General features: G+C 66.8%; 20 protein-coding genes and 1 tRNA gene. 11 read left to right on the top strand and 10 right to left on the bottom strand.

Translation table 11 applies throughout. From position 1 onward, the window contains the following. The coding region (locus B2Y21_RS15300; protein WP_292060696.1) for a gamma-glutamyltransferase at positions 1-580 on the bottom strand (580 nt) is incomplete at its 3' end. A 152-nt stretch (positions 581-732) separates the two neighbouring features. On the opposite strand from B2Y21_RS15300, the gene B2Y21_RS15295 reads away from it, so the two are divergent. The 3 genes from B2Y21_RS15295 to B2Y21_RS15285 all read left to right on the top strand — a co-directional run bounded on the left by B2Y21_RS15295 (position 733) and on the right by B2Y21_RS15285 (position 3,190). Beyond that, a tRNA-Arg gene (locus B2Y21_RS15295) sits at positions 733-809 on the top strand. A 254-nt stretch (positions 810-1,063) separates the two neighbouring features. After that, a complete protein-coding gene (locus B2Y21_RS15290) occupies positions 1,064-1,819 on the top strand; it encodes a Crp/Fnr family transcriptional regulator (RefSeq protein ID WP_292060695.1) in 756 nt (251 codons plus the stop codon). 135 nt (positions 1,820-1,954) lie between these two features. Next, complete coding sequence (locus B2Y21_RS15285; RefSeq protein WP_292060694.1) at positions 1,955-3,190, top strand: transporter; 1,236 nt, start codon at positions 1,955-1,957, stop codon at positions 3,188-3,190. Between the two features lie 53 nt (positions 3,191-3,243). Here the strand turns inward: B2Y21_RS15285 and B2Y21_RS15280 are convergent, their stop codons facing one another. Genes B2Y21_RS15280 through B2Y21_RS15265 form a run of 4 tightly spaced genes read right to left on the bottom strand, consistent with a single transcriptional unit; the run spans position 3,244 to position 5,862 of the window. Further along, complete coding sequence (locus tag B2Y21_RS15280; RefSeq protein WP_292060693.1) at positions 3,244-3,936, bottom strand: hypothetical protein; 693 nt, start codon at positions 3,934-3,936, stop codon at positions 3,244-3,246. A gap of 5 nt (positions 3,937-3,941) precedes the next feature. Next, positions 3,942-4,673 carry a C39 family peptidase gene (locus tag B2Y21_RS15275; RefSeq protein ID WP_218779188.1) on the bottom strand — a complete coding sequence of 244 codons (732 nt, stop codon included), beginning with the start codon at positions 4,671-4,673 and terminating at the stop codon, positions 3,942-3,944. Next, on the bottom strand, positions 4,670-5,071 hold the full coding sequence (locus tag B2Y21_RS15270) for a hypothetical protein (protein ID WP_087140430.1): 402 nt from the start codon (positions 5,069-5,071) through the stop codon (positions 4,670-4,672). The genes B2Y21_RS15275 and B2Y21_RS15270 overlap by 4 nt, the downstream gene beginning before the upstream one ends. 59 nt (positions 5,072-5,130) lie before the next feature. Beyond that, positions 5,131-5,862, bottom strand: coding sequence for a hypothetical protein (locus B2Y21_RS15265; RefSeq protein ID WP_292060691.1), 732 nt, complete (start codon positions 5,860-5,862; stop codon positions 5,131-5,133). A 331-nt stretch (positions 5,863-6,193) separates the two neighbouring features. Here B2Y21_RS15265 and lepA point away from each other — a divergent pair, with 331 nt between their 5' ends. After that, positions 6,194-8,002 (top strand): translation elongation factor 4, encoded by a 1,809-nt coding sequence (lepA, locus tag B2Y21_RS15260; RefSeq protein WP_292060689.1) that lies wholly within the window; start codon positions 6,194-6,196, stop codon positions 8,000-8,002. A 32-nt stretch (positions 8,003-8,034) separates the two neighbouring features. Here lepA and B2Y21_RS15255 read toward each other — a convergent pair whose 3' ends face one another. Next, a complete protein-coding gene (locus B2Y21_RS15255; protein WP_292060688.1) occupies positions 8,035-8,700 on the bottom strand; it encodes a glutathione S-transferase family protein in 666 nt (221 codons plus the stop codon). Between the two features lie 3 nt (positions 8,701-8,703). On the opposite strand from B2Y21_RS15255, the gene B2Y21_RS15250 reads away from it, so the two are divergent. Both B2Y21_RS15250 and B2Y21_RS15245 read left to right on the top strand, forming a co-directional pair. Beyond that, positions 8,704-9,225, top strand: a complete 522-nt coding sequence (locus tag B2Y21_RS15250; RefSeq protein WP_292060687.1) for a MarR family winged helix-turn-helix transcriptional regulator — start codon at positions 8,704-8,706, stop codon at positions 9,223-9,225. A gap of 130 nt (positions 9,226-9,355) precedes the next feature. Further along, entirely contained in the window at positions 9,356-12,208 is a 2,853-nt protein-coding gene (locus tag B2Y21_RS15245; protein ID WP_292060686.1) for a M16 family metallopeptidase, read from the top strand. Positions 12,209-12,272: 64 nt separating this feature from the next. Here B2Y21_RS15245 and B2Y21_RS15240 read toward each other — a convergent pair whose 3' ends face one another. Continuing rightward, positions 12,273-12,701: a hypothetical protein gene (locus tag B2Y21_RS15240; RefSeq protein WP_292060685.1), complete on the bottom strand. Its 429-nt coding sequence runs from the start codon at positions 12,699-12,701 to the stop codon at positions 12,273-12,275. A gap of 90 nt (positions 12,702-12,791) precedes the next feature. On the opposite strand from B2Y21_RS15240, the gene B2Y21_RS15235 reads away from it, so the two are divergent. The 4 genes from B2Y21_RS15235 (at position 12,792) to B2Y21_RS15965 (ending at position 14,644) form a co-directional block, all read left to right on the top strand. Next, complete coding sequence (locus B2Y21_RS15235) at positions 12,792-13,553, top strand: NYN domain-containing protein (protein WP_292060683.1); 762 nt, start codon at positions 12,792-12,794, stop codon at positions 13,551-13,553. 90 nt (positions 13,554-13,643) lie between these two features. Continuing rightward, complete coding sequence (locus B2Y21_RS15230; protein ID WP_292060682.1) at positions 13,644-13,979, top strand: hypothetical protein; 336 nt, start codon at positions 13,644-13,646, stop codon at positions 13,977-13,979. Positions 13,980-14,009: 30 nt separating this feature from the next. Continuing rightward, a complete protein-coding gene (locus B2Y21_RS15225; RefSeq protein ID WP_292060680.1) occupies positions 14,010-14,249 on the top strand; it encodes a hypothetical protein in 240 nt (79 codons plus the stop codon). 77 nt (positions 14,250-14,326) lie between these two features. Continuing rightward, positions 14,327-14,644 (top strand): hypothetical protein, encoded by a 318-nt coding sequence (locus tag B2Y21_RS15965; protein ID WP_414632860.1) that lies wholly within the window; start codon positions 14,327-14,329, stop codon positions 14,642-14,644. On the opposite strand, the gene B2Y21_RS15215 is transcribed toward B2Y21_RS15965, so the two are convergent. Beyond that, on the bottom strand, positions 14,601-15,095 hold the full coding sequence (locus B2Y21_RS15215) for an Rrf2 family transcriptional regulator (RefSeq protein WP_072894618.1): 495 nt from the start codon (positions 15,093-15,095) through the stop codon (positions 14,601-14,603). The two genes, B2Y21_RS15965 and B2Y21_RS15215, sit on opposite strands and share 44 nt — an antisense overlap. A gap of 107 nt (positions 15,096-15,202) precedes the next feature. On the opposite strand from B2Y21_RS15215, the gene B2Y21_RS15210 reads away from it, so the two are divergent. After that, complete coding sequence (locus tag B2Y21_RS15210; protein WP_004207666.1) at positions 15,203-15,649, top strand: globin domain-containing protein; 447 nt, start codon at positions 15,203-15,205, stop codon at positions 15,647-15,649. A 15-nt stretch (positions 15,650-15,664) separates the two neighbouring features. Here B2Y21_RS15210 and rsmD read toward each other — a convergent pair whose 3' ends face one another. Next, positions 15,665-16,219, bottom strand: coding sequence for a 16S rRNA (guanine(966)-N(2))-methyltransferase RsmD (rsmD, locus tag B2Y21_RS15205; RefSeq protein ID WP_004207665.1), 555 nt, complete (start codon positions 16,217-16,219; stop codon positions 15,665-15,667). Further along, a partial coding sequence (locus B2Y21_RS15200; RefSeq protein ID WP_292060671.1) for a pseudouridine synthase occupies positions 16,216-16,919 on the bottom strand: 704 nt, incomplete at its 5' end. The genes B2Y21_RS15200 and rsmD, both read right to left, overlap by 4 nt.

Below are 16,919 nucleotides of genomic sequence, written 5' to 3'. Positions count from 1 at the left end.
CGTCCTGCGCCAGCGCCTCGGCGTCGCCGAACAGCTCGGACCAGGCCAGGGTGCCGTGCTGCCGCTGGGCCAGGGCCAGCATGGGCACCACGCCCGGCGCCCCGGTCGAGCGCCCGCTCAACACCGCATCCCCGAACGCCAGAGGCTTGCCGTTCTCATAGAAGAGCTCGGGCGTGGCGGCGGCCGGCGCGGTCTCGCGCCCGTCATAGACGGTGACGGCGCCGCTTTCGGCGTCATAGAACATCATGAAGGCGCCGCCGCCCAGGCCCGAAGACTGCGGCTCGGTCAGGCCCAGCACCGCCTGGATCGCCACCGCCGCGTCCACGGCCGAACCGCCGCGCGCCAGCACCTTCATCCCCGCCTCGACCGCCAGCGGATTGGCCGCCGACACGAACGGCCCTCTGGCGACGGACGCTTGCGCCCCGATCGGCGCCTCAGCCGGAACCGGCGCCGCCTCGGCCTGAATCCCTTCCGTCGTCGTCGCGCAGCCCGTCAGCAACAGGGCCGCAAGCGCCGTCCCGGCTGTGAGAGAGGAAATCCTGCGCGCAGGACGCAGATGGGGGAAGGAAAAGGCGCGCACTCAAGCACTCCGGGACATTACAGGGAGGCTTTATGCCTAGGCCCGCAGGCCCCCGAGGCCAACCCCGCATTTTCTCAAGATTTTCTGAGAAAACCTGCTTGCCAGCCCGAAGGCGACCCGCTAGATACCCGGCCCTGCCCGCAAGGCAGTGCGCACCCGTAGCTCAGCTGGATAGAGCACCAGACTACGAATCTGGGGGTCAGGAGTTCGAATCTCTTCGGGTGCGCCATCTCTCCTTACATCGTGATGAGACGACAGAGCGGGCGTAAGATGCGCCGTCTGCTTAACTTGGGCGGCGACGCACCCTTTGCGCGACCGACGCCTCCACAGCCAAGTTAATATAAAATCAACGTTTCTGCGCCTTGGCAGGAACGACCGTTGCATTGTGGCCGTTTCTTGTCCCGGAGGAACGCCTGAGATGGTGCGGGAGAGGGATGGAAGCCGGACCGCCGGAGGTGGTGGGTCGAGCCTGCCCGCAAGGGCATGGTGACGCGCGCGGTCAGCGTGCGCCGTTCCGTAACTGCGCCGGCCGATCTGGCCGCCCTGCGCAACCTCGCCTCCATCACCCGACTGAGCGATGAAGAGCGCGCCCTAGTTCGACGGCTGTGCATGTTTCAGGAAGCGGTGCCCGCAGGTCAGCCCTTCGATCCTGATGGCCGGGCCGCCTCCCCGCGCCTGATCCTCAGCGGATGGGCGTGTCGCCAACGCATCCTGGCCGACGGCCAGCGCCAGATCTTCGGCTTCCTGCTGCCCGGAGATTCCGTAGGGCTGAGCCTTGATCCGCGTCCGCTGGACGAGACGACCATCATCGCCCTGACGCGGGTCGAATATGTCGACGCCCTGATGCTGCGTGAGATACTAGCGCTTCAAGACCCGCGCCACGACCGGTTGCGCCGCGCCCTGGCGACATCGCGCCGATACGAGGAAACCTGCCTGCTGAACCATGTGGTGCGGCTGGGCCGGCAATCCGCACAGGCGCGTCTGGCCCATCTGTTGCTGGAATTGCGCGACCGACTGCAACGCGCCGGCCTGTGCACCAGCGACCGCCTGCACCTGCCGCTGACGCAGGAGACGCTGGCCGACGCCCTGGGCCTGAGCCTGGTCCATGTCAGCCGAACCCTGGGCCAGATGCGGCGCGGGCGGCTGATCGCCATGCAGAGCGGCTGGGTCACCCTTCTGGACGAGGCCTATCTGCGCGCCGCCAGCGACTATGGCGTCGACGACCACGCCCTTCACTGAAACCAGAACGAAAAGAGAGCGAGCGTCATGAGCCCCCACCGACAACCCTCTCGGCCCCGCCCGCCTCTCTCGTCGTATCGACCACGGCCCAGATCCGCGCTGCGGCTGATCGGCGCCTCGGTCGCCGCAGCGGCCTTGCTGGCCCCCGGCGCCGCCCTGGCTCAGGACGAGGAACTGGCGGCGCGGGTCGCGCGGCTGGAGGCCCTGGTCATCGAGCAGCAACGCCGGATCGAGGCGCAGGAAGCCTTGTTGAACGAACGCGCCGCCATGGCGCCCCCGTCCGTCGATTCGCGCTGGCAGGTGCAGACCGACGCTTCAGGCCGGGCGGTCTTCGCGGATCGCACCCTGAACCAGTTGCGCGCCGGCCAGCAGGTCGCCAGCTCCATCGCGCCCAATGGTCCGTCCCAACCGACCCTGCCCCCCAGCGAGGCCGCGCCGCCGCCCGCGCCCGAGGTACGACGCGAACAGCTAGCCGCCATTCCCGAAGGCATCGCCGTGTTGAGCCAGCCGGGCAAGTTCACCCTGGACGTCTCGACTGAATACACGCGCTCCAGCGCCAACCGCCTGGTGTTCCGCGGCATCGAGATCGTGCCCGGCGTGCAGATCGGGGTGATCGAGGCCAATGAGGCCGATCGCGACACCGGCGTCGTCACCCTGGCCGGGAAATACGGCATCGGGTCACGCATGGAAGCGGAACTGCGCGTGCCCTACGTCTGGCGCAACGACACCATCACCACCGTGCAGCAGCGCGACGAGGCGGTGACGCGCACCATCGACCTCAGCGGCGACGGCGTCGGCGACGTCGAGGCGGCCCTGCGTTATCAGATTAACGGCGGCGAGCGCGGCCGCCCCATCTTCATCGCCGGTCTGAGGGTCAAGAGCGACACGGGCGAAGGCCCCTTCGACATCGATCGCGACGAATTCGGCGTCGCCACGCGCCTGGCGACCGGGTCGGGCTTCTGGGGCGTCGAGCCCAGCATCAGCTTCCTGTACCCCAGCGATCCGGCGGTCATTTTCGGCAGCCTGAGCTACTTCGCCCACCTGCCGCGCGACATCAACAAGACCGAGGGCGAGATCCGCATCGGCGAAGTCGATCCGGGCGACGCCATCGGCCTGTCCATCGGTTTCGGCTTCTCGCTGAACCCGCGCTTCTCCTTCTCGCTGGGCTATAAGCACAACTACATTCGCCCCACGAAGAGCGAGTTGAACAACATCACGGAGGAATCCGATGAGCTTCAGGTCGGCGCCCTGCAGTTCGGCATGTCCTACCTGCTGAACGACCGCTACAGCCTGAACGGCAATTTCGAGTTCGGCGTGACCGAGGATGCGCCGGACATGCGCTTCATCCTGCGCCTGCCAATCGTCTTCTGACATGAAGAAGGGGCCGCCCGACGGCGGCCCCTGAGAGACTCGAACGCTGCGTCCTAGAAGCCGCCCGCGCTCCTGAGTCCGGCCCAGTCGATGTCGCGGGCGATGTTCGATCCGTAGTTGTGCATCTGGCTGTTGGTCTGGATCGTCGCCAGATCAGGCAGGACCAGATTCAGCTCCATGTCCTGACGGATGTTGCGATTGTCGGCGTTGTTGATGATCAGGTTCTGCAACTGGCTGGTCGTGATGTTGTGCAGGATCGCCGTCGCGCCCGAGCCGTCTACCACCGCCACCCCGCCGGTGTTGTTCAAGCCGCGAAGGTCGATGCCGCCCGCCACCAGGCCGGCCATGGCGCCCGCCAGATCGGCCACGCCGGGGACGTTGTGCTGCACCTGCTGGCTTACCGGGCCGGTCGGCGTCCAGGTCAGTTGCGTCTGCAGGGCCAGCTGATCGTTGACATAGGAACGGACCACGACGCCGAAGCCGAAGGTGAAGCCGCCCGCCGTCATGAAGCCGCCTCGCGCCTCGGACATGTCCGCGTCCGTCATGACCTGAGGCCCGCTCATGACCACGTGCGGCTGCACGGCCGGCGCCGAGGCCTGCGGCAGCGGGATCGCGAAGGGCTCCTGCGAGGCGTCGCCGACAAGCTCGGCGGCGAAGGCGATGGATTCGGCCGAGACCGGCGCCGCGAGGCTGACCGGCGCCAGACAGGTCATGACGAGCAGAATGCTTGAACGCGCGCGTCTCATGGTCGTCACCTCAGATAAGGATCGAGGGAGAAACGCGTCGTCACTTGATACAGCGGCGGCAACTCCCGCGTCAGTTCGGCCAAGGACATGGGTTGAAGCGCCTGCCCCGGTCGCGACCGGTTCCAGACGCGCCACTCTTCGGCGTCGTTGAAAGTGTCCGCCGGTTGACGGACGACGAAAGCGACCCCGTTCCACATCTCGGTGAACTGGTCGCGCGAATAGATCTTCAGTCCCAGGGCCGGGTCGCCGACCAGAACATGGCCCGCGTCATCGCCCTTGAAGACCACGAAATGCTTGTAGCCGGCCGTGTCGATCATCACGATGGCCGGGGCGTTCATCTCGATCAGCTCGTCGAGGCTGAGCCGGAAGCCATCGGCGGGATAACCGCGCGCGTCGAGATATCGCTTCATGTCCAGCAGGGAGAAGCCGACACGGCGAATGGTCTCCTGGTCGCCGTCGGCGAACATGGCGCGAAACACCTGAGCCTCGCCGACGTCACGGCCGTAGTGGTGGCGCAAAAGGGTGGCCAGGGCCGCCGACCCGCAGCTGAAGTCATACTGCTGGCGCACCACGGTGCGGAACGGCAGGTCGCGATAGCTGACCACCTTCACCCGAGCGGCGGCCGGACCGTTGTTCAACAGGATCTCGGCCTGGGCCGAAGCCGCAGACAGGGCCGGCAGACCCGCCACGGCGGCCAGCCCCAGGTTGAGCAGAAGCCGGGCGGACGAGCGTGTCACGGGTTCGGAGCCGTCGTCACGATATTGATCGTGATCGCGCCTTGCAGGTTGTTGTTGTTGCCGCTGTTCATGACGAAATTGCCGACGCCGTTGAAGCCGGAAAAGGCATTGGCGTCGATGCGCATGCCGCCCGTCGTCACCGTATTGGCGTTGACGCTGTTGCCGCTGTTGGTCGCCTGCAGCAGCTGATCGCTGGCGATAACGACAGACGACGCGCCCTGACGGCCGTGCAGCGCATCAAGCTCGTCAACCGCCAGCGACCGCGGCCCTGTGGCGGCGGTTGGAGCGTCGGCGACGGCCGGAGCGATAATGATGAAAGGCGGAGGGGGCGTCGGCGGAGAGGCCGAATTCGGATCGGCCGCCCCCAGCAACGCCAGGGTCGACAGAATGCTGAGCATGGTTCCCTCCCAGGAAAGAAGTTCGGCGGCCGGAGAACCGGCCGCCGAAAAACGAAGGCCTAGTTGCCGCCGCCGTTGCCGAAGGTGATGTTGGCGTTGGCGCTGATCGCCGTGGCCGCCTGACCAACCGACGCCATGCCGGTGTTGTTGCTCACCGTCTGGATGCCGGCGAAGCCTGCGAAGGCGCCGCCGCTCTGGTTGATGTTGCCGGTACGGATCCGCGCGTTTTGCGGGCCTTGGCCGTCTTCCGACATGTCGAAGCTCAGGTCGCTGACGTTGGCGCTGAGTTCCTGCATGTTGAGGGAGACACGGATGTCGCCGATGTTGGTGGAGTTGTCGTTGCCCGAGTCATTCACCGAATTGTCGTTGAAGGAGTCAGAGACCCCCAACTCCAGGTTGGTGTTGACCGAGTTGTCCGTATTGGTCGACGCATCGGTGTTGAACGAGTCGGAGATGCCGACTTCGGTGTTCGTCGAATTGTCCGAGTTGTCGTTGAACGAATCCGAGACGCCCAACTCCAGGTTGGTGTTGGTGGAGTTGTCCGAATTGTCGTTCAGCGAGTCCGAGATGCCCACGTCCAGATCGGTGGAGTTGTCCGAGTTGTCGTTGAACGAATCCGCGACGCCCAGATCCACATCGGTGCTGTTGCCGCCGCTGTTGTAGGAATCGGTCGCCGTGGTGTTGCCGCCGACCGGGCCGTTCGGACCGTTCGAGGACTGAGCCTGAGCCATGCCCGCAAAAGCCAGAGCCCCAGCCAGGACCGCAGCAGACGTCATTAGTTTGGCACGCATTTCCTTGCCTCCAATCAAAGGTGATTAAGGAGGCTCCTCCACCTCCGAAGGCCGAAATCGTCGGATGACACGGGTCGTTCCCCTTAAGAGAACCCCTGATTTTCCTCGATAATTCGCACATTCCCGCCATCTTGCGGGAGAGAATCCGATCAAATGGAGTGGGGCCATGCGATCAGGACGCCCTGCATCCTGTCATTTGATCAAAGGGCCACCCAGAATAAAGTTGGCGAAGTCGTGACTTTTTTAAGGCGAAGACGCCGTAACGGTTCGCGCCGCCCGCTCAACGGCTCCCGTGGCGCAATCGCTCCGGCCGTGCTACGCGCGCCGAACCATGACGACGCCCCCTATCGAACGCATCCGCAACTTTTCGGTGGTCGCCCACATCGACCACGGCAAGTCGACCCTGTCCGACCGCCTGATCCAGTTCACGGGCGGCCTGACCGCGCGCGAAATGTCGGAACAGGTTCTTGATAATATGGATATCGAGAAGGAGCGCGGCATCACCATCAAGGCGCAGACCGTGCGCCTGAACTACAAGGCCAAGGACGGCGAGACCTACGTCCTGAACCTGATGGACACGCCGGGGCACGTCGACTTCGCCTATGAGGTGTCGCGTTCGCTGGCCGCGTGCGAAGGCTCGATCCTGGTGGTGGACGCCTCGCAGGGCGTCGAGGCCCAGACCCTGGCCAACGTCTATCAGGCGATCGACAACAACCACGAGATCGTCCCGGTCCTCAACAAGATCGACCTGCCCGCCGCCGAGCCGGACCGGGTGCGGGCCCAGATCGAGGACGTCATCGGTATCGACGCCTCGGAGGCCGTCATGTGCTCGGCCAAGTCGGGCATCGGCATCGAGGACGTGCTGGAGGCCATCGTCGCCCGCCTGCCGGCGCCCAAGGGCGACGTCAACGCCCCGCTGAAGGCCATGCTGGTCGACGCCTGGTACGACCCCTACCTGGGCGTGGTGCTGCTGGTGCGTGTCTTCGACGGCGTGCTGAAGGCCGGCATGCGCGTGAAGATGATGCAGACCGGCTCGTCGCACCTGGTCGACCGCGTCGGCGTCTTCCTGCCCAAGAACACCCCGGTCGATCAACTCGGCCCCGGCGAGGTCGGCTTCATCACCGCCCAGATCAAGGAAGTCGCCCACGCCGCCGTCGGCGACACCATCACCGACGAGAAGAAGCCCACGGCCGAAGCGCTGAAGGGCTTCAAGGACGTGCAGTCGGTGGTCTTCTGCGGCCTGTTCCCGGTCGACGCCGCCGACTTTGAAGACCTGCGCGCCGCCATCGGCAAGCTGCGCCTCAACGACGCCAGCTTCACCTATGAGATGGAATCCTCGGCCGCCCTCGGCTTCGGCTTCCGCTGCGGCTTCCTGGGCCTGCTGCACCTGGAGATCATCCAGGAGCGCCTGAGCCGCGAGTTCAACCTGGACCTGATCGCGACGGCCCCCTCGGTCGTCTACAAGATCGGCCTGCGCGACGGGACCGAGATCGACCTGCACAACCCGGCAGATCTGCCGGACGTCATGCAGATCGAGACCATCAGCGAGCCGTGGATCAAGGCCACCATCCTGACCCCCGACGAATACCTCGGCGGCGTGATCAAACTGTGCCAGGACCGTCGCGGCAGCCAGATCGAGCTGTCCTACGTCGGCAGCCGCGCCCTGGTCGTCTATGAGCTGCCGCTGAACGAAGTGGTGTTCGACTTCTACGATCGCCTGAAGTCGATCTCGAAGGGCTACGCCTCGTTCGACTATGAGATCACCGACTACAAGGTCGGCGACCTGGTGAAGATGTCGATCCTGGTCAACGCCGAGCCGGTGGACGCCCTCAGCATGCTGGTCCACCGCGCCCGCGCCGAAACGCGCGGCCGCGGCATGGTGGAGAAGATGAAGGAGCTGATCCCGCCCCACATGTTCACCATCCCGATCCAGGCGGCCATCGGCGGCAAGATCATCGCCCGCGAAACCGTCCGCGCCCTGCGCAAGGACGTGACCAGCAAGTGCTACGGCGGCGACGCCACCCGCAAGAAGAAGTTGCTGGAGAAGCAGAAGGCCGGCAAGAAGCGCATGCGCCAGTTCGGCAAGGTGGAGATCCCGCAGGAAGCCTTCATCGCCGCCCTGAAGATGGACGAGGATTGAGGAAAGAGCCCCCCTTCCGGCTTTGAGCGAGCCTACACGACGGCCCGCTGAATCGCCTCGTACTCGCCGAATGGCCTCAACTGATCGGCGAGCGCGCGCTTGAACGCAGGGCGGGCCTCGGCGCGCGTGACATAGGCGGCTAGCGCAGGGAAGCTAGCGACGATGTCCGTGTGACGCAGGTCCCGCAGCACGTGCGCCATCAGGATGTCCGCCGCACTGAAGCGGTCGTTGGCGAACCAACGCCGATCCCCCAGTGCGTCCTGCAGGTCGCTCAACCGCCCGCGCAAGGCGGCCTCCACCTCTGGGCGGCGCTCCTTCGCCCAAGCCTTGTCGGCATTGAAAAAATCGATCCCGGCCAGTTCGGCGACAAGAGGTTCGACGCTGTTCATGGCGGCGAAGAGCCATGTCATGACCATCGCACGTCCAGCGAGGTCGTCAGGCATGAGTTCAGACGAATTCTGCGCGATCCACAAAACAATGGCCCCGCTCTCAAACATCTGCACCGTGCCGTCGCTGTAAGCGGGAACCTGACCGAAAGGCTGCAGGGATCGGTATGCGGGCGTTGACTGGTCTTCAAACCCAATCAGCCGATCATCATACCCGAGGCCCGCCTCCTCCAGCGCCCAGCGAACGCGGATGTCGCGGACTGAGCCCTGAGCGAAGTCAGGCACCCACTTAAACGCCGTGACCTGGATCATGGGATGCTCCTTCAGCTTGTCCGGACGCTCTCGACGTCGCCGCCTCGCATTGATATAAAGTTTGATATCAACATAATTTCAGTCATGTCAAATCCACCGACTGCCTTTTCTCAAACACTGCATATTCGAGATCATTGCCTTTGCTTGCACGCCCAGCGCGCTGCGCGGGCCCTGTCCCGACGGTTCGACGAGGCGTTTCGGCCTTATGGGATCACTAGCGGCCAGTTCTCGCTGATGAACGGACTGAACAGGCCCGAACCGCCGACGATCGGCGCCGTGGCCGAACTGCTGGCGATGGACCGCTCAACCGTGACCGCGAATTTGAAACCGTTGGAGCGGGCTGGCCTGGTCACCATAGCGGTAGACGAGAAAGACCGGCGCGGACGGCGGGTTGCCTTGACCGACGCAGGCCGAAACGCGCTCGGCAAGGCGACGCCGGTCTGGATCCAGGAACATGCAGCCCTTGAAAGCGAGATCGGCGACGGCGCCGCGCTAAGGGCGTTGCTGAAGCTTGCCACAACTTAGGCAGCCGGCTTGGGGCAGGCCGGGCGCGCTGAAGATGAAGAATTATCCATATAACAATGTGTCGCGTTGCAGCGGCGGCGTGCGCGGTTAAGGTCCGCCTCAACATGATCCTTTGGGGACTGAAATCATCATGCGCCTTGCCGCCTCTTCCGTCGCGCTCGCCGCCCTGCTGGCCGTGAGCACGCCCGTTCTCGCCGCGCCTGCGGCCGCCGCCTCCGCTGCGACAACGACCCAGGCCGAGCCCCTGCGCGGCGCGCCGGTGTCGGAGCTGATCGCCCGCGTCGACATTCCGTGGAAGCGCTTCCAGCTCGACAACGGCCTGACCGTCCTGGTGCACGAGGACCGCAAGGCGCCGGTGGTGGCGGTGTCGGTCTGGTACAATGTGGGATCGAAGGACGAGCCCAAGGGCTCGACCGGCTTTGCGCACCTGTTCGAGCACCTGATGTTCGGCGGGTCGGAGAACTCGCCCTCCAGCCACATCCAGACGATGAACGCCGCCGGCGCGACCAGCCTGAACGGCACGACCTGGTTCGACCGCACCAACTATTTCCAGACGGTGCCGACCCCGGCGCTGGACTACACCCTGTATCTGGAATCCGACCGCATGGGCTATCTGCTGGGCCAGGTCAGCCAGGAGGTCTTGGACCTGCAGCGCGGCGTCGTTCAGAACGAGAAGCGCCAGGGCGACAACCAGCCCTACGGCATGACCTATTACGCCACGCTGGAAGCCCTGTTCCCCGAGGGGCACCCCTATCGCCACTCGACCATCGGTTCGATGGCCGATCTGGACTCGGCCAGCATGGAGACGGTGCGCGACTGGTTCCGTGAGAACTACGGCCCCAACAACGCCGTCCTGGTCCTGTCGGGCGACATCGACGAGGCCAAGGCCCGCGAGCTGACTGAGAAGTATTTCGGCGCCATCGCGCGCGGACCGGTCAACACCCCGGCGGCGGCGCCCGTGCCGACCCTGGCGGCGCCGGTCGAACAGGTGCTGCACGACCGCGTGGCCCAGACCCGCATCAGCCGCACCTGGGCCGTGCCGGGCCTGGGCGATCCGGACTCGGTGCCGCTGAGCGTCGGCGCCTCGGTGCTGGGCGGACTGGCCAGCTCGCGCCTGGACAATGTGCTGGTGCGCGACGAGCAGACGGCCTCCAGCGTCTCGGCCTCGAACCAGACCTTCCAGCGGCTCGGCATGTTCAGCTATTCCGCCATGGTCAAGCCGGGCGCCGATGCGGACGCCGTGGCCCAGCGCATGGACGCCGTGCTGGCGGACCTGATCGCCAACGGCCCGACCCAGGACGAGATCAACCGCGTGGTGACGCGCTACGCCTCGCAGCGCATCCAGGGACTGGAGACCGCCAACGGCAAGGCCTCGGTCCTAGCCGAGGGGCAGCTCTATTCGAACGATCCGGACTTCTACAAGAAGGAGCTGGCGGCCTACGCCGCCGTGACCCCGGCCCAGGTCCAGGCCGCCCTGCGCAAGTGGCTGAGCCGCCCCGTCTACAGCCAGATCGTTATGCCGGGCGAGCGCGAGGCCTATGCCGAGGCCGCGGCAGCCCCATCGGGCGCGACGCCGGTTCCGGCCGCGCCGATCCAGCGCGTGGCTCGCGACGCCGCCCCGGCCATCGGCCAGGTGTCCAACGTCGACTTCCCGGCGGTGGAGCGCGCGGCCCTGTCGAACGGGATCGAGATCGTCTACGCCCGCTCGACCACCGTGCCGGTGACGCGCGTGGCGCTGGAGTTCGACGCCGGGGTCGCGGCCGACCGCGCCGACCGCCTGGGCGCCCACACCCTGATGCTCAGCGTCATGCAAGAAGGCACGACGACGCGCGACTCCAAGGCCCTGGCCGAGGCGCAGGAGCGCCTGGGCGCCAGCGTCTCCGTCGGCTCGTCGATGGATCGCACCATCGCCAGCCTGTCGGCGGTGACGACCAATCTGCAGCCGTCGCTGACCCTGCTGTCGGACGTGGTGCGCAACCCGGCCTTCGCTCCGGCCGAGATCGAGCGCCTGCGCGCCACGCGCCTGGCTGGTCTGGCCAATGAGAAGACCCAGCCCGCCGCCATCGCCGGCCGCGCCCTGCCGCCGCTGATCTATGGCGAGGGGCACCCCTACGGCCGTTCGTTCGGCGGCACGGGCGACGAGGCGGTGATCCGCGGCCTGTCGCGCGACGATCTGGCGGCCGAGCACGCCCGCTGGATCCGTCCGGACAACGCCCAGCTGTTCGTGGTGTCGGACCTTTCGCTGGCCGAGCTGAAGCCGCAGCTGGAAGCCGCCCTCGGCGACTGGCGCGCCCCGGCGACGGCCAAGGGCGCCAAGGCCTTCGACGCCGCCCTGCCGCAGACCTCGGCGCGGGTGGTGCTGATCGACCGGCCGCAGTCGCCGCAGTCGCTGATCTACGGCGGCCAGGTGCTGCCGGTGTCGGGGACCGACGACATCCTGACCCTGACCACGGCCAATACGGTGCTGGGCACGGACTTCCTGTCGCGCATCAACGCCGATCTGCGCGAGACCAAGGGCTGGTCCTACGGCGTGCGCGGCACGATCAGCCAGTTGGAGAACCGCGCGCCCTATATCGTCAACGCCCCGGTCCAGGCCGACCGCACGGGCGAGTCGATCGCCGCCCTGGTCAGCCAGTACGACCGTTTCCTGGGCGCCGAGGGCGTGACGGCGCAGGAGCGCGAGCGCACCGTCCTGGGCCGCACCCGCGCCCTGTCGGGCAGCTATGAGACCTCGTATCAGGTGCTGGGCGCCCTGCAGTCGAACGCCCTGTACGGCCGTGCGGACGACTATCCCGAGACGCTGGCGGGCCGCATCAACGCCCTGACCGCGCAGGAGATGGACGCCGCCGCCCGCGCCGCCATCAAGCCGTCCAGCTTCGTCTGGGTGGTGGTCGGCGACGCCTCGGTCGTCAAGCCGCAGCTGGACGCCCTGGGCCTGCCGGTCGAGGTGCGCGCCGCCGAGGCGCCGAAGCCGGCTCAGTAAGCCGCTTCGATCCCGTCTGAAGCGACGACGGCCGGCGAGGGCGACCTCGCCGGCCGTTTTCGTTCTATCGCTTTCTGAAGCGGGCGGCGTCGGCGGCCAGGCCGGCGCCCCAGTCGGTGGTCGGGTGATCGGCCTCGGCGTGGAACGGCAGCTCGCCGGCGACGCCGCGAATCGCCAGCGCCAGAGGCAGGGCGTAGTGAGCCATGAGACGCAGCGGCTTACGGCGCTTGTCCGTCACGTCCCAACCCAGGGCCTCGAAGGCCTCGGCCAGATCGGCGCCGGACAGACGGTGGATGTCGTCCCAATCGCCGGGCCGCTCAACAGCCTCAGCCGTTTCGACGGTCAGGCCGAACAGGGCCTGGGTCAGGGCGTCGATCTCGGGGAATTCGTCGCGGGCGTCGGGATCGGCGTAGCGCGGCTTCATCAGCGCCTTCAGTTCCAGATCATCGACGCCGGGCAGGTCGATCAGGCGGCGCAGGGGCGTTTGGGTCATGGCTCGCTGTAGCATGTCCCATCACCGGGAGCAGCCGCGGTTGACCGCGCCCGCCTGGGAGTCGAGGCTGGCGTTCCGGACGACGTCCCCATGAACACGAGGCCCTCCCCCATGCCGACCGACGCCCTGAACGCCACAGCCCGCGCCCCGCGCTTGGCCGTGCTGATCGACGGCGAGAACGCCTCGGCCCGGATCGCGGAGGCGCTGTTCACCGAGATCGCGACCCTGGGCGAGGCCTCGGCGCGGCGCATCTACGGCGACGCGGCCAGTCCGGCGCTGCGGAGCTGGATCGACGTCCTGCCGCGCTGGGCGATTCAGTGGCAGCAGAATTTCCAGAACACCAAGGGCAAGAACTCGGGCGACATCGCCCTGGTCATCGACGCGATGGATCTGCTGCACTCGGGCCGGTTCGACGGCTTCTGCCTGGTGTCGTCGGACAGCGACTTCACCCGCCTGGCGGCGCGCATTCGTGAACAGGGCGTGCCGGTCTATGGGTTCGGCGAGCGCAAGACGCCCGAGAGCTTCCGCCAGGCCTGCACCCGCTTCATCTACACCGAGAATCTGACCGGCAGGGCCGCCGCCGAGGCGGGCGTGGCCGCGGCGCCCCCGGCCGAGCGCAAACCCGCCGAAGCCGTTCCCCTGATCGCCACCGCCATCGCCGACATGGATGAGGACGGCGACGGCTGGGTCAACATCGGCGGCGTCGCCAACCGCCTGCGCAACACCTACTCCGACTTCGACCAGCGCACCTACGGTCACGCCAAACTGTCCGAACTGGTCCGCGCCACCGGCCGGTTTGACGTCGAGGTCGGACCCGGCGGCGTCATGCGCGTGCGGCTGAAGCCCCGCTAGGCTCAAGCGGAGCCATTGAGAGAACGATGTTGTAACTTGGGTCATTTGCCCGCATGGTGAGCGTCTGACGCCCCCATGGGAGTTCTCGCCATGCTGATCCCGGTCCTCGCTCTGCTCATGCTGAACGGCGCACCGATGCAGGACGACAACGCCGCTGTCGCCGAGCCGCGCGCGCCCAGCGCGTCCAGTTCGCCTTCGCGCACCATCTCGGCGCGCCCGCCTACGGTGACGAACGGCCCGACACGGACGGTCTGCGGATGGGAGCGCGCCATGGGCAGCACCATTCAGCAGCGGGTCTGCCGCAAGGTGCCGCTGAACAGCAGCCAACGCGAACGCATGTCGACCGATATGATGCGGGACATGCAGGGTTCACGCTGGGGCGAGCGGCCCGCGCCCCGCTCTCCTGGCGGACGCCCGGTGTTCTGACACGAAGCCTTTGCCAGGAAGGAGACGCCGATGTTGACGCCCCTGCTGTTCAGCCTGCTCCTGTCGAGTTCGTCCACCACCCCCGTCCACGCCCAATCGGCGGCGGCCATGCCGGTAGGCGGCGTGGTGCGTGATCGATCGGCGCCCCGCCCTGGGGAAGAGATACGCGAGGAATGCTATCGCGGCCAACCGACCGGCTCCAACGTCCGGCAGGACATCTGCCGACAAGCGCCGGTGAAGCGTCCGGTCGAGCGCGCCGCGCGCCGCTAGGGGACGCCGCGACGGAATCCCCGGCCTGGGACGCCTCGTCCCCTTTCCCCCGCCGCAGTATGGTCTATGTGTGGCGCATGGCCGCCGCAGAGACCCCCGTCGAAACCTTCAAGCGCGCATTGGCGCACGCCGCTCGAGCCCTGGCCGAACAGGCCGAGCTGGAGGTGCGCTTCGGCGGCGACGGACCCAAGCTGTCCAGCGGCGTGCTGACCCTGCCCCACCCGCCGCGCGATCCGGCCGCGCCGGTGGGCACGGCGGCCAATCCGGTGACGGTCGGCGGCAACATGACGCCGCCGCCGACCGAGGCAAAGGCCTATCCGGTCTGCGGCAAGGGCGTGCAGGACGGTTGCGTCAATCCGGGCGAGGCGAAGAAGAGGATGCGCAGGCCGGGCTGAGATCTGGATTGGGATCGGCGGCTGAAGGGCCGGGCAGGGCGGCGATGAGCGCTGCGAGGCCAGCCCGGTCACGCGCCGCGTCGGCCAGGCTATAGCCGTCCAGCACGGTCAGGAAGGCGCCGACCGCCTGTGCCAATATGCCCGACAAGCCACAGGCCGGGCGGATCGCGCAGGACGCGCAATCGGCCATCGCCATGTCCGGTTCGCTATGGCGCACGACCGCGCCGATGCGGATATCGACAGGATCGGCGGCGAGGGCGAAGCCGCCGCCGCGACCGCGCTGGGTGCGGATGAAGCCGCTCTGGCCCAGGCCATGCACCACCTTCATCAGATGATTGCGCGACAGGCCATAGGCATCGGCAATTTCCGGGATCGTCGCCCGTCCGCCCGGCACGGCGGCAAGATGGATCAGCACGCGCAGCGCATAATCGGTGTGGCGGGTCAATTGCATCGCGCCCTCCTATCCTGCGCGTAGACCGTCTTAAACATATATTCAATTTACATCTTAAAAGATGCATATTAAATGGATCTTATCGAGTCCCCGATAAGGAGCCTGTCATGCGCGAAAATCTGTCCCCTGAAACCATCGCCATCGTGAAAGCGACCGGCCCGGCGCTGCGCCGTCATGGCGTCGAGATCACCACCCGCATGTATGCACGGCTGTTCGAGGATGCGTCGATCAAGGACATGTTCGATCAGGCGGCGCAGGCCAGCGGCGAGCAGCCGCGCCGGCTGGCGGCGGCGATCCTGGGCTTTGCGGAGAATGTCGACAAGTTGCAGGCGCTGGACGGCGCGATTGCGCGCATGGTGCAGCGCCATGTCGATACGGGCGTGCAGCCGGACCATTATCCCAAGGTGGCGGCCGCCCTGCTGCCCGCCATCCGCGAGGTGCTGGGCGAAGAAGTGGCGACCGATGAAGTGCTGGCCGCCTGGGCGGAAGCTTATACTTTCCTGGCCGATATCCTGATCGGCAAGGAACAGGCGGCCTACGCGGAGGCCGCCTGATATCTCGCCTGATCGTTACGCGGCGGGCGCGCTATCCTCTGCGCGGAGCAGGGTGAGGCGCGCCTTGCCGACGTCGCGCACGGCGTCGACGATGAAGCCCTTGACCGCGACGTCCTCGCGACGGTCGGTTTCGATGCTGATCCAGGTGGCCGGGCTGGTCCAGCCCAGGCGCGCCAGCTTGTCGAGTGCGACCTGGCCCGCACCGGTGTCATAGGGCGGGTCCATGAAGATGAGGTCGAGCGGCGTCTTCGTCGGGCCGAGCGAGAGCACGCTGGTCTGGCGAATGTCGGGGCGCAGGCCGAGCTTGTCGCCATTGGCGCGGATCGCGTCGATCGCCGCCTTGTCCTGCTCGACGAACAGGCAGGAGCCGGCGCCGCGCGACAGGGCTTCAAAGCCCAGCGCGCCCGATCCGGCGAAGAAGTCGCCCACGGCGAGGCCCTCAAACGATCCCAGCCGGCTCGCCAGCATCGAAAAGAGCGTCTCACGCGTGCGGTCGCCGGTGGGACGGGTGGCGTCGCCCTTGGGCGCGACCAGCGGACGGCCGCGCCATTGGCCCGATATGATCCTCATTTCTGTGCTTTCTTCAGGCTGCTGCGGAAGGCGACCAGATCATGCTGGCGCACTTCCTCGACCGCGCCGCCGGCCAGTTCGCCCAGTTCGAACGGGCCGTAGCTGGTGCGGATCAGGCGATTGACCTTGAGTTCGAAATGTTCGAGCACGCGGCGCACTTCGCGGTTCTTGCCTTCGGTCAGGGTCATTTCGATCCACTGGTTGCGGCCGGTGCGCCGTTCCAGATTGGCCTCGATCGGACCATATTGGATGCCGTCAATCTCGATGCCGTCGAACAGATCCTCCAGCTGCTGCTGGCTGACCTCGCCAAAGGCGCGGGCGCGATAGGTGCGCGGCACGCCGGTCGAGGGCAATTCCATCTCGCGCTTGAACTCGCCATCGGTGGTGAGCAGCAACAGCCCCTCGGTATTCATGTCGAGCCGGCCGATCGGCATCAGCCGCGGCAGGTCGTCGGGCAGGATGTCGTAGATGGTCGGCCGCCCGGCGGGGTCGCGCTCGGTGGTGAGGAAGCCGGTCGGCTTGTGGAACAGGAACAGGCGCGCGGGGGCCGGCGCAGCGACCGGATCACCGTCGACGGTCACGCCATGGAGCGAGGTCAGCAGCGTCGCGGGGGTGTCGATCGTGACACCGTCCCTGGCGATACGGCCTTCCTCGATCATCCGCTCGATCTCGCGGCGCGAGGCGATGCCGGCGCGGGCGA

Origin of the sequence: Brevundimonas sp. UBA5936, assembly GCA_002430835.1 — a bacterium.
Taxonomy (GTDB): Bacteria; Pseudomonadota; Alphaproteobacteria; order Caulobacterales; family Caulobacteraceae; genus Brevundimonas.
Note: the sequence above shows the minus strand (reverse complement) of the source record. Positions and strands in the feature narration are given on the sequence as shown.

What these genes read in the sequence shown, in the direction of transcription:
- B2Y21_RS15250 (WP_292060687.1), top strand. Translation starts at nt 8,704, where the DNA reads ATGCTCCTTCAGCTTGTCCGGACGCTCTCGACGTCGCCGCCTCGCATT.
- B2Y21_RS15270 (WP_087140430.1), bottom strand. Translation starts at nt 5,071, where the DNA reads ATGCTCAGCATTCTGTCGACCCTGGCGTTGCTGGGGGCGGCCGATCCG.
- lepA (WP_292060689.1), top strand. Translation starts at nt 6,194, where the DNA reads ATGACGACGCCCCCTATCGAACGCATCCGCAACTTTTCGGTGGTCGCC.
- rsmD (WP_004207665.1), bottom strand. Translation starts at nt 16,219, where the DNA reads ATGAGGATCATATCGGGCCAATGGCGCGGCCGTCCGCTGGTCGCGCCC.
- B2Y21_RS15215 (WP_072894618.1), bottom strand. Translation starts at nt 15,095, where the DNA reads ATGCAATTGACCCGCCACACCGATTATGCGCTGCGCGTGCTGATCCAT.
- B2Y21_RS15290 (WP_292060695.1), top strand. Translation starts at nt 1,064, where the DNA reads ATGGTGACGCGCGCGGTCAGCGTGCGCCGTTCCGTAACTGCGCCGGCC.
- B2Y21_RS15240 (WP_292060685.1), bottom strand. Translation starts at nt 12,701, where the DNA reads ATGACCCAAACGCCCCTGCGCCGCCTGATCGACCTGCCCGGCGTCGAT.
- B2Y21_RS15225 (WP_292060680.1), top strand. Translation starts at nt 14,010, where the DNA reads ATGTTGACGCCCCTGCTGTTCAGCCTGCTCCTGTCGAGTTCGTCCACC.
- B2Y21_RS15245 (WP_292060686.1), top strand. Translation starts at nt 9,356, where the DNA reads ATGCGCCTTGCCGCCTCTTCCGTCGCGCTCGCCGCCCTGCTGGCCGTG.
- B2Y21_RS15210 (WP_004207666.1), top strand. Translation starts at nt 15,203, where the DNA reads ATGCGCGAAAATCTGTCCCCTGAAACCATCGCCATCGTGAAAGCGACC.
- B2Y21_RS15265 (WP_292060691.1), bottom strand. Translation starts at nt 5,862, where the DNA reads ATGCGTGCCAAACTAATGACGTCTGCTGCGGTCCTGGCTGGGGCTCTG.
- B2Y21_RS15965 (WP_414632860.1), top strand. Translation starts at nt 14,327, where the DNA reads ATGGCCGCCGCAGAGACCCCCGTCGAAACCTTCAAGCGCGCATTGGCG.
- B2Y21_RS15235 (WP_292060683.1), top strand. Translation starts at nt 12,792, where the DNA reads ATGAACACGAGGCCCTCCCCCATGCCGACCGACGCCCTGAACGCCACA.
- B2Y21_RS15280 (WP_292060693.1), bottom strand. Translation starts at nt 3,936, where the DNA reads ATGAGACGCGCGCGTTCAAGCATTCTGCTCGTCATGACCTGTCTGGCG.
- B2Y21_RS15230 (WP_292060682.1), top strand. Translation starts at nt 13,644, where the DNA reads ATGCTGATCCCGGTCCTCGCTCTGCTCATGCTGAACGGCGCACCGATG.
- B2Y21_RS15255 (WP_292060688.1), bottom strand. Translation starts at nt 8,700, where the DNA reads ATGATCCAGGTCACGGCGTTTAAGTGGGTGCCTGACTTCGCTCAGGGC.